The sequence below is a fragment of the Leifsonia sp. Root227 genome (genome assembly GCF_001428745.1).
GTDB lineage: Bacteria > Actinomycetota > Actinomycetes > Actinomycetales > Microbacteriaceae > Leifsonia.
Genome location: NZ_LMIO01000001.1, coordinates 652,926 through 666,375, shown reverse-complemented (window position 1 = coordinate 666,375; position 13,450 = coordinate 652,926). Strand labels below are relative to the sequence as shown.

Sequence of the window (13,450 nt, the reverse complement as noted above, 5' to 3'; positions counted from 1 at the left end):
CACGGGTCGGCGCATCAGCACCAGCAGACGGCGCCCTGTCAGCGGTCCTCTGCGCCTCACCAGCTCTCTGGGCGCGCACCGAGCGGCACCGGTTCCGGCCGCTCCACCGTCGAGCGCAGCGTGACGACCTCGTGGCTGTGCCCGGCAGCGATGATCGACTCCATGATGTCCAGCACGTGGAACGCCAGCTCTCCGGATGCGCGGTGGGGCCTCCCGGTCTCCACCGCGCGGGCGAGGTCGGCGAGCCCGACGCCACGTCCGGCGTCGACGTACCCTGCCGCATCCGGAACCTCGCGCCAGGTGCGGTCGTCGGCGGTGGCGATGGATGCGGTCTGCGAGAACGCGTTCGGGTCCGGCACCGCGACGGTGCCTCCCGTGCCGTAGACCTCGAACAGCGGGATGCGGGACTCCCACACCTCGAACGACACCGTCACGGTGGAGATGACGCCGTCGGCGTGCTCCAGGATCGCCGTGACATGCGTGTCGACGTCGACGGGGATGACCGTTCCGGCGAGCGGTCCCGTCGCCACCGTGCGCGCTCGCTCTGAGCGGCCGACAGCGCCGGACACCCGAACGACCGGGCCGAAGAACGTGACCAGGCTGGTCAGGTAGTACGGCCCCATGTCGAACAGCGGTCCGCCGCCCGGCTGGTAGTAGAACGCTGGCGCTGGATGCCACAGCTCGTGTCCTGGCGCCGTCCACGACACCGCCGCTCCCACCGGTCGCCCGATCCGCCCGTCGTCGAGCAGTGCGCGAGCGGTCTGGATGCCCGTACCGAGCACCGTGTCCGGCGCGCTCCCGACGCGCAGCCCCTTCTCTGCGGCGCGCTCCAGCACGGGGACGGCGTCGGCCGTGGCGAGCGCGAGCGGCTTCTCGCCGTAGACGTGCTTGCCAGCATCCAGTGCCGCGAGCGCGATCTCGGTGTGCGCGGCGGGGATGGTGAGGTTGAGGACGGCGTCGATCCGCGGGTCGGCGATCAGCGCATCCACGGTCAGCGCCTCGACGCCCTGCTCGGCGGCGACGGCGGATGCGCGGCCGAGGTCCAGGTCGGCGACCGCCGTCAGCGACAGGTTCGGCAGCTGCGGGAACCGTTCGAAGTACTGGCGGCTGATGTTGCCGACCCCGACGACGCCGACATTCAACGTGCTGCCCACAGCAGCCCCCTCTCGATGATGGTGCGGACGGGCTGGCTCTCCACGATCTCCAGCCGGTGGCCGGGTGCGGAGACGAAGATCCGGCCCTTGCCCCACTGGCGCGTCCAGATGGCGGGCGCCGTGACGGGGCGGTTCCACGCATCCCACGGGCGCACAGCCTGCGTCGTGGTGGCGAGGACGTCGTTGTATTCGTCGCTCAGGACCCAGTACTGCTCGCTGACCAGGTCGAAGTCGTCGATGCCCTCTGTGATGGGGTGCGTGCGGCCGTAGTCGGTGATGTGCACCGTGTACGGGATGTAGTTGTCCGACTGCTCGCCGGTGCGGTCTGCGGGGTCGATGCCGGCGTGATGGGCGAACTGGCCGCCGATCATGTGCAGGTAGTCGGCGTTGTCGCGGTAGGCGTCCGCGATGCCGCCGTGCCAGCCGGCGAGGCCGGTCCCGTTGAGGACGGCGCGCTGCAGGCCGGCGAACTCCTCTTTGGAGATGGTGCTCATCGTGTTGATCTGGAGCACCAGGTCCACCGTGTCCAGGTAGGCCTCGTCGGTGTAGATCGCCGGGCCGTCCTCGACGCGCACGTCGAAGCCGTTCGCTTCGAGATACGGGATGAAGAGGTCGGTGGTCTCGACGGGCATGTGCCCGTCCCAGCCGCCGCGGACGACGAGTGCGTTCCTGGTCATGCTTCCTGTCCTGTCTGTTCTGCCTGTACGGCGGTCGACGTCCACGCGCTGCCGGTGGCCGCGCTGCGTTCCACGGCGGCCAGCACGCGCTGCACGTGCAGCCCGTCTGCGAACGACGGCTGCGGATCGCGGCCGCGCGTGATGTCGTCGACGAAGTCCTTGATCTGGTGGCTGAAGGCGTGCTCGTAACCGATCGCGTGCCCGGTCGGCCACCAGTTGGCCATGTATGGATGCTCGGGCTCCGTCACGATGATGCGCGTGAAGCCCTGCTCCCCCGCCGGGGCGGTCGCGTCGTAGTACTGGAGCTCGTTCATCGCCTCCAGATCGAAGGCGATGGCGCCGAGCGAACCGCTCAGCTCGATCCGCAGCGCATTCTTTCGGCCGGTGGCGTAGCGGGTGGCCTCGAACGCGCCGATGGCTCCGGATGCTGCTCCTCCTCCGCCGAGCCGCGCCGTGAACCAGGCGGCGTCGTCCACGGTCACCCTGCCGCGCTCCGTCGACGCCGTGCCTGACAGGCCGACCGTCTCTCCGAGCAGTGGGCGCTCCTCGACGAAGGTCGCCAGGGTGCCGGAGACGCTGTCGAGGCGGGAGCCCGTGATGTGCTCGACCAGGTCGATCGCGTGCGCGCCGATGTCGCCGAGCGAGCCGGAGCCTGCCGCGTCCTTGTCGAGCCGCCAGGTCATCGGGCCGTTCTCGTCGGTCAGCCAGTCCTGCAGGTAGAGCGCCCGCACCTGGCGGATCGTGCCCAGCCTGCCCTCCTCCACGAGCCGCTTGGCGAAGCCGATGGCGGGCACGCGGCGGTAGCTGAAGCCGACCATCGACCGCACTCCGCGGGCGGCGGCGCGCTCGGCGGCGGCGACCATCGCCTCCGCCTCCTCCACCGTGTTGGCCAGCGGCTTCTCGCAGAGGACGTGCTTGCCAGCATCCAGGGCCGCGATGGCGATCTCGGCGTGCGATGCGCCAGGCGAGCAGATGTCGACGATGTCGATGGCGGGGTCGTCGACGACGCGGCGCCAGTCGGTCTCCGCGTACTGCCAGCCGAAGCGCTCCCTCGCCGCCTCCACCCTGTCGCGGCCGACGATGGTGTGCATCACCGGCTGCGCATCGAGGGGGAAGAACCGCGGGGCGACCCGCCAGCCCTGGGAGTGGGCGGCGCCCATGAACCCGTAGCCGACCATCGCCACGCGCAGCTCGGTGGCCGCATCCGTCATCGTCTCGCTCCTTCGCGTCGTCCCGCCGTTCGACGCTATTGCCGGCTCAACCGAGGCCACAAGTTTCGAGCGGGCATTGGAAAACTTTCGCGCGAACCGCGCCGATTCAGGATGTGGGAGCCGCCGTCGACTGCCGCACCACGAGCGACGTGGCCAGCTCGAGACGCGCGTTGTCGACCTCGCCGGAACGCAGCCGCAGCGCCATCCTGGTCGCTTCCTCCGCCATCTCCTGCAGCGGCTGGCGCACGGTCGTCAGCGGCGGCCGCGCCCACAGCGCAGGCCGCACGTCGTCGAAGCCGACGACGGAGACATCCCGTGGCACCTCCAGCCCCAGAGCCGCCGCAGCGTCGTACACGCCGAGCGCCTGCTGGTCGTTGCCGGCGAAGATCGCGGTGGGCCGGTCGCGGAGGCCGAGCAGCCGCCGCCCCTCCCGCTCACCGTCGCGCTGCCCGAACGAGCCGGAGCCCGCAAGCTCCTCCACGAACGGGATGCCGGCCTCGGCCAGAGCGGACTGGTATCCCGCCACCCTCGCCCGCGAGCACATCAGGTCCGCCGGGCCGGAGATGACGCCGATCCTGGTGTGGCCGAGGCCGATCAGGTGCCTGGTCGCCGCGACGCCGCCCGCCCAGTTGGTGGTACCGACGGCGGGGACGTCCGCTGGAGGGTCGCCTGCCGGGTCCACCACGACGAAGGGGATGTTCCTGGTGCGCAGTTGCCTGCGGTGCGCCACGGTGAGGTCGGAGAACTGCAGGATGACCGCGACGGGCTTGCGCTGCAGCACCCCGGTCATCCACTCGTCCCGCGGCTTGTGGTGGTCGCCGAGTGCGGAGAGGGCGAGCACGAACCCGGCCTCGCGCGTGATCCGCTCGACGCCGCGGATGATCTCCACCGACCACTCGCTCAGCAGATCCTCGACCACCAGCTCGACCAGCCCGCCGCGCTCTGGATCGAGGCCGCGCCTGGCGTAGCCGGAGTCCCGCAGCAGCTCCTCGACCCGCTGGCGAGTGGATGCGGACACCCCCGGCCGACCGTTCAGCACCTTGGACGCGGTCGACAGCGAGACGGACGCCTGCCGCGCTATCGCCTCCAGTGTCGGCCGGTTGTGATCGGACATGCACACACTGTGCCACAATGTGGCCCATCCCTTTCGCCCGATCCGGCGAAAACTTCCCAGGAGGACTCGCTCAGAGATGGCTTTCACCGACCTCTCCCCCGCCGAACTGCTCGCCTTCCGCCCCGAGGTGGACGAGCCGGCCGACTTCGACGCGTTCTGGACGGAGACGCTCGCCGAAGCGCGCGCAGCCGGAGGCGAGACCACCCTCACCCCGGCGGACACCCCGATCACGCAGCTCGTCGTCGAAGACCTGACCTTCCCCGGTTTCAACGGCGAGCCGGTGCGCGCCTGGGTCTCCCGGCCACGGGATGCGGAGGGTCCCCTGCCCGCCGTCGTGCAGTTCCAGGGCTACGGCGGAGGGCGGGGCCTGCCAGGCGAGAACGTGCTCTGGGCGCTCGCCGGTTACGTTCACGTGTTCGTGGACACCCGCGGCCAGGGCAGCAACTGGGGCACGGGAGGCGACACCCCCGACCCGCACGGCTCCGGCCCTGCGACTCCCGGATACATGACCCGCGGCATCCACGACCCGTCCGCGTACTACTACCGCCGCGTCTTCACCGACGCGGTGCGGGCCGTGGATGCGACACGCGCCTTCCCGTTCGTCGACGCCGGCCGCATCGCCGTGACGGGCGGAAGTCAGGGCGGCGGCATCGCCATCGCCGCGGCGGCTCTCGCCGACGGCGTGCGCGCCGTGCTCCCCGACGTCGCGTTCCTCTGCGCCTTCCGCCGCGGCGCCGAGGTCGCGGTCGGCGGCCCGTACCTGGAACTCGCCACCTACCTGGCCGTGCACCGCGACGAGGTGGATGCCGTGTTCCGCACCCTCTCGTACTTCGACGGCGTGAACTTCGCCCGCCGCATCCACGCCCCGTCGCTGTTCTCGGTGGCGCTCATGGACAGCGTCGTCCCGCCGTCGACCACGGTGGCCGCGTACAACCACCTCGCGGCGGAGGACACGACGCTCGAGGTGTACCCGTTCAACGACCACGAGGGCGGGTCCGCCGTGCAGTGGCAGAAGCAGGCGCGCTGGCTGGCGACGCGCCTCTAGCGGTCTAGACCGTCTCCGGCACGCGCTCCGAGAGCAGCACCCGCACGGTCCGTCTGTCCGCGGACGTCACCTGGTGCACGGCGCCGGTCAGCGTCAGCGTCGCCCGCGGCGTCGCCGCACCAGGGATGTCCCGCACATCCGCCTGCTTCTCGTTGACGATGGCGCCGCCGGTGACCTCGTCGCCGCGGAGACCCGTGGATGCGGCCGCGTGCGTCGCCGCCCACACCTCCACGTCTCCCGGCTCGACGACCCTGACCATCCCGCGATCGCTGAACGCGAACCGGGTGGCAGGCACATCGAAGGTCACGCGCACCGATTCACCGGCGTCGAGGGTGACTCTGGCGTAGCCGAGCAGCTGCGCCACCGGGCGGGTGACGGTCGCTGCGACGTCGCGGCCGTACAGCTGCACGGTGTCCGCTCCGCGCACGGAGCCGGTGTTGGTCACCGTCAGCGTCGCTGCGAACGACCCGTCGGTGGATGCGGTCAGGTCGACCGCGAGGTCGGAGTACGCGAACGAGCTGTACGACAGACCGAAGCCGAACGGGAGCACCGGAGTGGAGTCGGTCGCCGTCACGTCGGACGGGCCGCCGAGGATCGGGTGCAGGTAGGAGTACGGCTGTGCTCCTGCCGAGCGCGGCATCGAGACGGGGAGGCGGCCGGACGGGTTCACGCGTCCGGTCAGGATGTCGGCGATGGCGGGTCCTCCGCCTTCGCCGGGGAAGAAGGCCTGGAGCACGGCGCCAGGGGCCGCCTCGCTGTGGAGCGCCCAGTCGATCGCGTACGGGCGGCCGGTGAGCAGGACCATCACGACCGGCGTGCCCGTCGCGATGACGGCCTCGACGAGGCGGCGCTGGGCGCCGGGCAGCTCGAGCGACTCTGAGTCGTTGCCCTCACCGACCGTGCCGCGGCCGAACAGACCCGCCTGGTCGCCGACGACGACGACGGCGAGGTCGGCCCCGGTCGCCGCATCCACCGCCGCCTGGAAACCGGACTCGTCGTCGCCTTCAACAGCACAGCCCTCGGCGTGGACGAACTCGGGGACGGGGAGCCCCGCGTCCGCGAACGCGCCTGGCAGCGACTCCAGCACGGTCGGGATCTCGAATCCGAGCGGGAGGCCGGGGTGCGCTGGCAGGACGTGGTTGGCGAAGGAGTAGCAGCCCTGCAGCGCCTCTGCCCTGTCGGCGTTCGGGCCGATCACCGCCACCGTCGAGACCGGGGTCCGGCGTGCGCCGAGCGGGAGGACGCCGTCGTTCCTGAGCAGCACGACCGACTCCTCCGCGAGGCGTCTGGCCAGCTCACGGTGCCGCGGCGAGTCGAGGTCGACCACCGCAGGCGGCTCGTCCTCGAACGCGTCGGCGTCGAGCAGTCCGAGCTCCTCCTTCTGCGCGAGCGCACGGAGCACGGCGCGGTCGACATACGCCTCGTCGAACGCACCGGCTCGGATGCGGTCGGCCAGCGGCTGCAGGTAGGCGTCTCCTGTCGGCAGCTCGATGTCGATGCCGGCCTCCAGCGCGAGCGCTGCCGCCTCTCCGCGGTCGGCGGCGACGGCGTGCATGACCTCCAGGAAGGCGACGGCGAAGTAGTCGGCGACGACGACGCCGTCGAAGCCGAGCTTCTCCCGCAGCGTCCCGGTGAGCAGATCCGGGTCGGCGGCCACCGGGACGCCGTCGATCTCGGTGTACGAGTTCATCACCGAGCGGGCGCCGCCGTCCAGGATGGCCATCTCGAACGGTGGGAGGAAGACATCGGCGATCTCGCGCGGCCCCGCGTGCACCGGCGCGTGGTTGCGGCCGGCACGGGACGCCGAGTATCCCAGGAAGTGCTTGAGCGTTGCGTGCACCCCCGCATCCTGCAGGCCCCGCACATACGCGGTGCCGACGGTGCCGACGAGGTATGGGTCCTCGCCGATGCACTCGTCAACGCGACCCCAGCGGGGGTCGCGCACCACGTCGAGCACGGGGGCGAGACCCTGGTGGATGCCGAGCTGCTTCATCGCGTCGCCGATCGAGCGGGCCACCTGCTGCACCAGCTCAGGGTCGAAAGACGCACCCCAGGCCAGCGGCGTCGGGAAGGTCGCGGCTTTCCAGGTGGCGAGCCCGGTCAGGCACTCCTCGTGCACCAGGGCTGGGATGCCCAGCCTGGTCTCTCGCTTCAGCCTGCGCTGCTCCTGCCAGAGCCAGGCTGCACGCTCCGCAGGATCGACCGGCCGGGTGCCGTAGACCCTGGTGTAGTGCCCGATCCCGTGACGGGTCACGTCGGCGAGGCTGCCCTTCGTCTCCTGACCCGCGGCCATCTCGCCCTGCATGGGGGCGACGAGGCCGTTCTGGTCGAGCCAGTATCCGACGATCTGCGCGAGCTTCTCTTCGAGGGTCATCCGGGCGTGCAGCGCGCGGACGCGCTCCGAGACGTCTGGCATGGCCGCGGGAGGAACGGTCGCGGACTCAGTGCTTTTCTTCACAGGAACCAATCACAAAAGAGAGCTGAATGCGGGGAGAGGGAAACGGGCGGGAGCCGCGGTCAGCCCTTGACCGCGCCGGTCAGGCCGCCGACGATGCGGCGCTCGAACAGCGAGAAGAAGATCAGCGCCGGGATCATCGACAGCGAGGTGAACGCCAGCACCTTGGCCGTGTCCACCGAGTACTGCGACGAGAACGCCTGGACGCCGAGCGGCAGCGTGAACGTCGACTGGTCGTTCAGGATGAACAGGGGAAGCATGTAGCTGTTCCAGCTGCCGATGAACGCCAGGATGCCGACGGTGACGACCCCGGGCAGCGACAGCGGGATCACCATGCGCCAGAAGAAGCCGAGCCTGCTCGCACCGTCGATGGATGCCGCCTCCTCGATCTCCATCGGGATCGCTTTGAGGAACGGCACCATGATGATGACCGTGGTGGGCAGCCCGAACGCGATCTGCGGCAGGATGACGCCCGCGAGGTTGTTCGTGAGGCCGAGGTCTTTCACCAGCAGGTACAGCGGGGTGATGGCCACGGTCATCGGGAACATCAGGCCGGCCGCGAACAGGGCGTACATCGCACCGCGGCCGACGAAGTCGTAGCGGGCGAGCACGTAGCTCACCATCACGCCGAGGACGACGACGCCGAGCGTGGTCGCGAGCCCGGCGATGGCCGAGTTCCCGACCTCCTGCCAGAACGTCGAGCTGACCAGCACGTTGAGGTAGTTGTCGAACTGCCACGGGTTCGGCCACGCGGAGGGCGCGTTCGTGATCTGCGAATTGGTGCGGAAGCCGCCGACGACGATGTAGAGGACGGGGGCGAGGCACACCGCGATGAACACGAGTGCGACGAGGTAGGTGAACGGCTTGGCGCGACGGAAGCGGGTGCCGAACGACACCGACTCCTTCCTGGCCGCCGTGCGGAGTGCTGTGGTGGTCACTTTTCCTTCTCCGTGATCGCGCCGGCCATGTCACGTCGCAACACGAAGCGCTGGTAGATCAGTGCGATGACGAGCGAGATGACGAAGATCACGACGGCGACGGCGTTGCCGAACCCGTAGTTCCCCGAGTTGCGCCCGTTGGCCACCATGTAGGTCGCCATGGTCGATGTGCCCGCCGTGGATGCGACGTACTGGCCCCAGATGATGTACACCAGGTCGAACAACTGCAGCGACCCGATGATCGAGAGGAACGCCCAGATGCGTACGGTCGGCCCGAGCAGCGGCAGGGTGATCCTGCGCTGGATCTGCCAGTAGCTCGCCCCGTCGATCTGCGCGGCCTCGAAGAGCTCCTCCGGGATGCTCTGCAGGCCGGCGAGGAAGAGGATGACGGCGAAGCCGATGTACTTCCACGAGATGATGATCATCAGGGTCCAGATGGCGATCTTCGGATCGGACAGCCAGTTGGCCTTGAACGCGCCGAGCCCGATGTGCTCCAGCAGGTCGTTGATCGCGCCGGAGGTCTGGAGCATGAGGCTCCAGCCGGTTCCGACGATCACCTCGGAGATCACGTACGGGACGAAGATCAGCACGCGGATGATCGAGCGCCCGCGGATCTTCTGGTTGAGCAGGAGGGCCAGGATGATCGCGACCGGGCCCTGCATGACGAGGGACAGCACCACGATGATGCCGTTGTGGAGCAGCGCCTGGTGGAACGCGCTGTCCGTGAAGATGATGAGGTAGTTGTTGATTCCGACGAAGTCGGTGGGGGCGCCGTAGCCCTTCCATTTGAAGAAGCCGTAGTAGGCGGCCATGATGACCGGCAGGATCACGAAGCCGACGAAGATGATGATCGCTGGCCCGGCGAGAATCGCGATCTCCAGGCCCTTGCGACGATCTTCCTTCCGCTTGGGCCGCGCCCCGGCCGGGGACGACGCACGCTGTGCGCCGCCCCCGACCGTCTGCACGTCCCCGCTCGGCTGCGTGTCGATCTCCGACTTCGCATCCAGGGAACTGCTCATGGTTCTGATTACCCCTTAGCGGCGGCCTGGTTGACGCCGCTGATGATGTCGGCGACGGAACCCTGACCTGCCAGCAGGTTGACGACACCGGTGTTGAGCGCGTTGCCGACGCTCTGGCCGTAGAGGGTGTCGAGGTACTGGGAGACGAACGGCGCCTTGTTGTACGCCTCGAGGACCGGCTTGATGTACGCGCCCTCGATGCCGCCCTGAGCGTCCTTGTTCACCGGGATGGTGTTGAACGCGGTGGCGTACGCCTCCTGGACGTCCTTGGTGGCGGTGTAGTTGAGGAACGCGGTGCACTCCTTCTTCGGCGCCTTGGCCGAGCAGGAGTATCCGTCGAGGCCGCCCATCATGGATGCGGGGTCTCCCTTACCGCTGGAGGTCGCGGGGAACGGGAACCACGCCAGGTCGGGCAGCGGCTTCTCGTCGGGCGTGAGCGATGCGATCACTCCCGGGTCCCAGGCGCCCATGAGTTCCATGGCCGCCTTGTGGTTCGCGACGAGACCGGCCGAGCTGCCTGCGCCCTGCTGGGCTGCGGTGGTGAGGAACCCGTCGTTGAACGGCTTGGTGTCGTTGAACGCCTTCAGGTCGTCTCCGGCCTTAGTCCAGCACGAGTCGTCGAACTTGAGGGTCGACGCCGTCTTGTCGAGCGTCGACTCGCTGCACTCGCGGAGTGCGAAGTTGTAGTACCAGTGCGCTGCCGGCCATGCGTCCTTCGCGCCCACGGCGACGGGTGCGACGCCGGTCGCCTTGAGCTTGACGATGTCGGCGTTCAGCTCGTCCATCGTGGTCGGCGGGGTGTCGATGCCCGCTGCCTTGAACAGGTCCTGGCTGTAGTAGATGCCCTCCGGCTGCACGTCGATCGGCATGGCATAGACCTTGCCCTGGTACGACTCGCCCTTGAACGCTCCGTCGCTGACAGCGCTCTTGACGTCTGCGTCGATCGAGTCGCTGATGTCCATGAGCTGGCCCGCGTCCGCCATGGCGGCCATCTTGCCGCCGCCGCGCTGCAGGAAGATGTCGGGAGCGTCGCCCGAGTTGAGCGCGGTCTGCAGCTTTCCGTCGAGGTCCTCGTTCTGGATGGTCTGCATCTTGATCGTGACGTTGGGGTTGGCCTTCTCGAAGTCCGCGATGGTCTTCTTCCAGAAGGTCTGGCCAGGACCGGTGGTCGCGTTGGTCCAGAAAGTCATCGAGACTTTGCCGTCACTCGAACTGCTGTTGCTGTTGCCAGAACAGCCCGTCGCGAGCAGCGCTGTGCCCGCAACGACCGCGAGAATACCCGCGACCCGAAATTGCCTCTTCATTGTGGAAACTCCTTGGTTGTCCTCATTGACGCACAATCGTCCGCCGCGGAGAGCTTCGCATTCGATCGCGCGCTTTGTCAAACGTTGTCGATAACGTTTTCGATATCGTTATCGAGATTGCTGTCGGCAACCCGGAAAACCGCTGGGCGCACGGTACTGTGTCCACTATGTCCACCGAACTCGATCCATCCTCTTTCGGCAGGGTGACGATCAACGACGTCGCTCGGGCGGCCGGCGTCTCGGTGTCCACCGTCTCGAAGGTCGTCAACGAACGATACGGCGTCGCACCGACCACCTCTCGCCGCGTGATGGAGGTCGTGAACGAGCTCGGCTACGAGACGTCCCTGGTGGCGAGCAGCCTGCGCAGGCGCAGCACGAACGTCATCGGCATCCTGGTCGCGGAGTTCGAGCCGTTCTCAGTGGAACTCCTCAAGGGCATATCCGTCGCCGCGACCGGCACCGGGTACGAGCTACTCGCGTACACCGGGCTCGTCTCCGGCGAGAGCAGCGTCGGCTGGGAGCGCAAGTCGCTCTCCCGCCTGGCGGGGACGCTCATCGACGGCGCGATCATCGTGACGCCGACCACGCTCATCCCGAGCACGTCCATCCCTGTCGTCGCGATCGACCCGCACACCGGGCAGGGCGGCCCGGCGACGATCGACTCCGACAACGTCGGCGGCGCGCTCGTCGCCGTGCGCCACCTCATCGAGCTCGGTCACACCAGGATCGCGCACATCCGCGGCCGCAGGGACCTCGCATCCGCCCAGCTCCGCGAGGACGGCTACCGCACAGCACTCGAAGAGGCGGGCATCCCGTTCGACCAGGAGCTCGTGCTCTTCGGCGAGTACTCGGCCGCGCAGTCGGCCACGGTCGCCAGGGAGCTGCTGAGCCGCCCAGACCGGCCGACGGCGGTGTTCGCCGCGAACGACACCTCGGCACTCGGCGTCGTGTCGGTGGCTCGCGAGCTCGGGCTACGCATCCCGGAGGATCTGTCGGTGGTCGGCTTCGACGACATCCCGGATGCGGCGAACGCCACGCCCCCGCTCACCACCGTCGCGCAACCTCTGCACGAACTCGGCGAGCGCGCGCTGCAGATGCTGCTCGCCCTGCTGGACGACCAGCCCGTGTCCAGCGGGGTCCACCTGCCGGCGGAACTCGTCGTCCGCGCCAGCACGGGGCCTGCGCCGACCGCCTGACGAAAATTCCATTTCCCATCGGCCGCTCTCGCTGATATGTTCTTAGAAACAACAATTCCCCTCCGAGAGTGAATCAGTGTCGATCTATTCCGCAGCCGCACCGTCGAGCACGGCGCAGGCCCACCGCATCCACGAGGCCGTCGTGACGGTTCTGGATACACGGGGAGAGCCGCTCGCGGGCGTCGAGGTCACGGTCGAACAGACCAGGCACGCCTTCACGTTCGGCAACATCGGCTTCGACTTCATCGGCATCGCCAACGGCGAGAGCACGAGCAACGCGGACGAGCGCCTCGCCGCGCTGTACACCGACGTCTTCAACACGGCGACGCTGCCGTTCTACTGGGGCAGGTTCGAGCAGCGCCGCGGAGAACCGGACACGCTGCGGCTGCAGCGCACGGCGCGTTGGTTCCGCGAGAGAGGCGTCGCGCTGAAGGGTCACCCTCTGGTCTGGCACACGGTGCAGCCCGACTGGCTGCTCGGCCTGCCGCTCGACGAGGTCGAGCGCCTGCAGCGCGAGCGCATCCACCGCGACGTGCGCGACTTCGACGGCCTGATCGACACCTGGGACGCAATCAACGAGGTCGTCATCATGCCGGTGTTCGACAACGGCGAGAACGCGATCAGCCCGCTCGCCCGCGCCAGAGGCCGCATCCAGATGATCCGGATGGCGTTCGAGGAAGCGCGAGCGGCCAACCCGCGGGTGAAGCTGCTGCTCAACGACTTCGACCTGTCCACCGCATACGAGTGCCTGATCGAGGGCGTGCTGGAGGCCGGCATCCCGATCGACGCCATCGGCCTGCAGACGCACATGCACCAGGGCTACTGGGGAGAGGATGCGATGCTCGCGACGGTCGACCGGTTCGCCCGCTACGGCCTCCCTCTGCACCTGACGGAGACATCGCTGGTCTCCGGGCACCTGATGCCCGCCGACATCGTCGACCTCAACGACTACCGCATCCCGTCGTGGCCGTCCACGCCGGACGGCGAAGAGCGCCAGGCCGACGAACTCGTGCGGCACTACCGCTCGCTCGTCGCTCATCCCGCCGTCGAGGCCATCACGTACTGGGGCATCACCGACGCGGACGCCTGGCTCGGAGCGCCGATCGGGCTCGTCCGCGCCGACGGCACGCCCAAACCCTCGTACGACGCGCTGCGCCGCCTGGTGAAGGAGGACTGGTGGCTCTCCCCCACCAACACCATCACCGACGAGCACGGTCGCGTCGCCGTCTCCGGTTTCAGCGGCGACTACCTGGCGCGCGTCGGCGACGGCGCCACCGCATTCACCATCGACCCCACCACCGATCGCATTCCGATCTCCATCCCATCGAACACCTGAA

General features: G+C 68.7%; 11 protein-coding genes. 3 read left to right on the top strand and 8 right to left on the bottom strand.

The window, feature by feature from the left end; all coding sequences use genetic code 11:
* Positions 1-56 precede the first annotated feature (56 nt).
* From ASE16_RS03115 to ASE16_RS03100, 4 genes are all read right to left on the bottom strand, one after another.
* Positions 57-1,154, bottom strand: coding sequence for a Gfo/Idh/MocA family protein (locus ASE16_RS03115; RefSeq protein WP_055890453.1), 1,098 nt, complete (start codon positions 1,152-1,154; stop codon positions 57-59).
* The gene (locus ASE16_RS03110; RefSeq protein ID WP_055890450.1) at positions 1,139-1,831 is read right to left on the bottom strand and encodes a ThuA domain-containing protein; all 693 of its coding nucleotides are present in this window, start codon (positions 1,829-1,831) and stop codon (positions 1,139-1,141) included. The genes ASE16_RS03115 and ASE16_RS03110 overlap by 16 nt, the downstream gene beginning before the upstream one ends.
* On the bottom strand, positions 1,828-3,042 hold the full coding sequence (locus ASE16_RS03105; protein ID WP_055890448.1) for a Gfo/Idh/MocA family protein: 1,215 nt from the start codon (positions 3,040-3,042) through the stop codon (positions 1,828-1,830). The genes ASE16_RS03110 and ASE16_RS03105 overlap by 4 nt, the downstream gene beginning before the upstream one ends.
* 106 nt (positions 3,043-3,148) lie before the next feature.
* Complete coding sequence (locus ASE16_RS03100) at positions 3,149-4,156, bottom strand: LacI family DNA-binding transcriptional regulator (protein ID WP_055890446.1); 1,008 nt, start codon at positions 4,154-4,156, stop codon at positions 3,149-3,151.
* A gap of 76 nt (positions 4,157-4,232) precedes the next feature.
* Here ASE16_RS03100 and ASE16_RS03095 point away from each other — a divergent pair, with 76 nt between their 5' ends.
* The gene (locus ASE16_RS03095) at positions 4,233-5,201 is read left to right on the top strand and encodes an acetylxylan esterase (RefSeq protein ID WP_055890444.1); all 969 of its coding nucleotides are present in this window, start codon (positions 4,233-4,235) and stop codon (positions 5,199-5,201) included.
* A 4-nt stretch (positions 5,202-5,205) separates the two neighbouring features.
* On the opposite strand, the gene ASE16_RS03090 is transcribed toward ASE16_RS03095, so the two are convergent.
* From ASE16_RS03090 to ASE16_RS03075, 4 genes are all read right to left on the bottom strand, one after another.
* The gene (locus tag ASE16_RS03090) at positions 5,206-7,617 is read right to left on the bottom strand and encodes a glycoside hydrolase family 3 N-terminal domain-containing protein (protein WP_055890442.1); all 2,412 of its coding nucleotides are present in this window, start codon (positions 7,615-7,617) and stop codon (positions 5,206-5,208) included.
* A gap of 101 nt (positions 7,618-7,718) precedes the next feature.
* The gene (locus ASE16_RS03085) at positions 7,719-8,552 is read right to left on the bottom strand and encodes a carbohydrate ABC transporter permease (RefSeq protein ID WP_235500368.1); all 834 of its coding nucleotides are present in this window, start codon (positions 8,550-8,552) and stop codon (positions 7,719-7,721) included.
* A 38-nt stretch (positions 8,553-8,590) separates the two neighbouring features.
* The gene (locus ASE16_RS03080; RefSeq protein ID WP_082581183.1) at positions 8,591-9,613 is read right to left on the bottom strand and encodes a carbohydrate ABC transporter permease; all 1,023 of its coding nucleotides are present in this window, start codon (positions 9,611-9,613) and stop codon (positions 8,591-8,593) included.
* A gap of 8 nt (positions 9,614-9,621) precedes the next feature.
* The gene (locus ASE16_RS03075; protein ID WP_055890438.1) at positions 9,622-10,917 is read right to left on the bottom strand and encodes an ABC transporter substrate-binding protein; all 1,296 of its coding nucleotides are present in this window, start codon (positions 10,915-10,917) and stop codon (positions 9,622-9,624) included.
* 167 nt (positions 10,918-11,084) lie between these two features.
* Between ASE16_RS03075 and ASE16_RS03070 the strand changes: the two genes are divergently transcribed.
* Both ASE16_RS03070 and ASE16_RS03065 read left to right on the top strand, forming a co-directional pair.
* Positions 11,085-12,113: a LacI family DNA-binding transcriptional regulator gene (locus tag ASE16_RS03070; protein WP_055890436.1), complete on the top strand. Its 1,029-nt coding sequence runs from the start codon at positions 11,085-11,087 to the stop codon at positions 12,111-12,113.
* 76 nt (positions 12,114-12,189) lie between these two features.
* Complete coding sequence (locus tag ASE16_RS03065) at positions 12,190-13,449, top strand: endo-1,4-beta-xylanase (protein WP_055890434.1); 1,260 nt, start codon at positions 12,190-12,192, stop codon at positions 13,447-13,449.
* The last annotated feature ends 1 nt before the right edge of the window (position 13,450 follow it).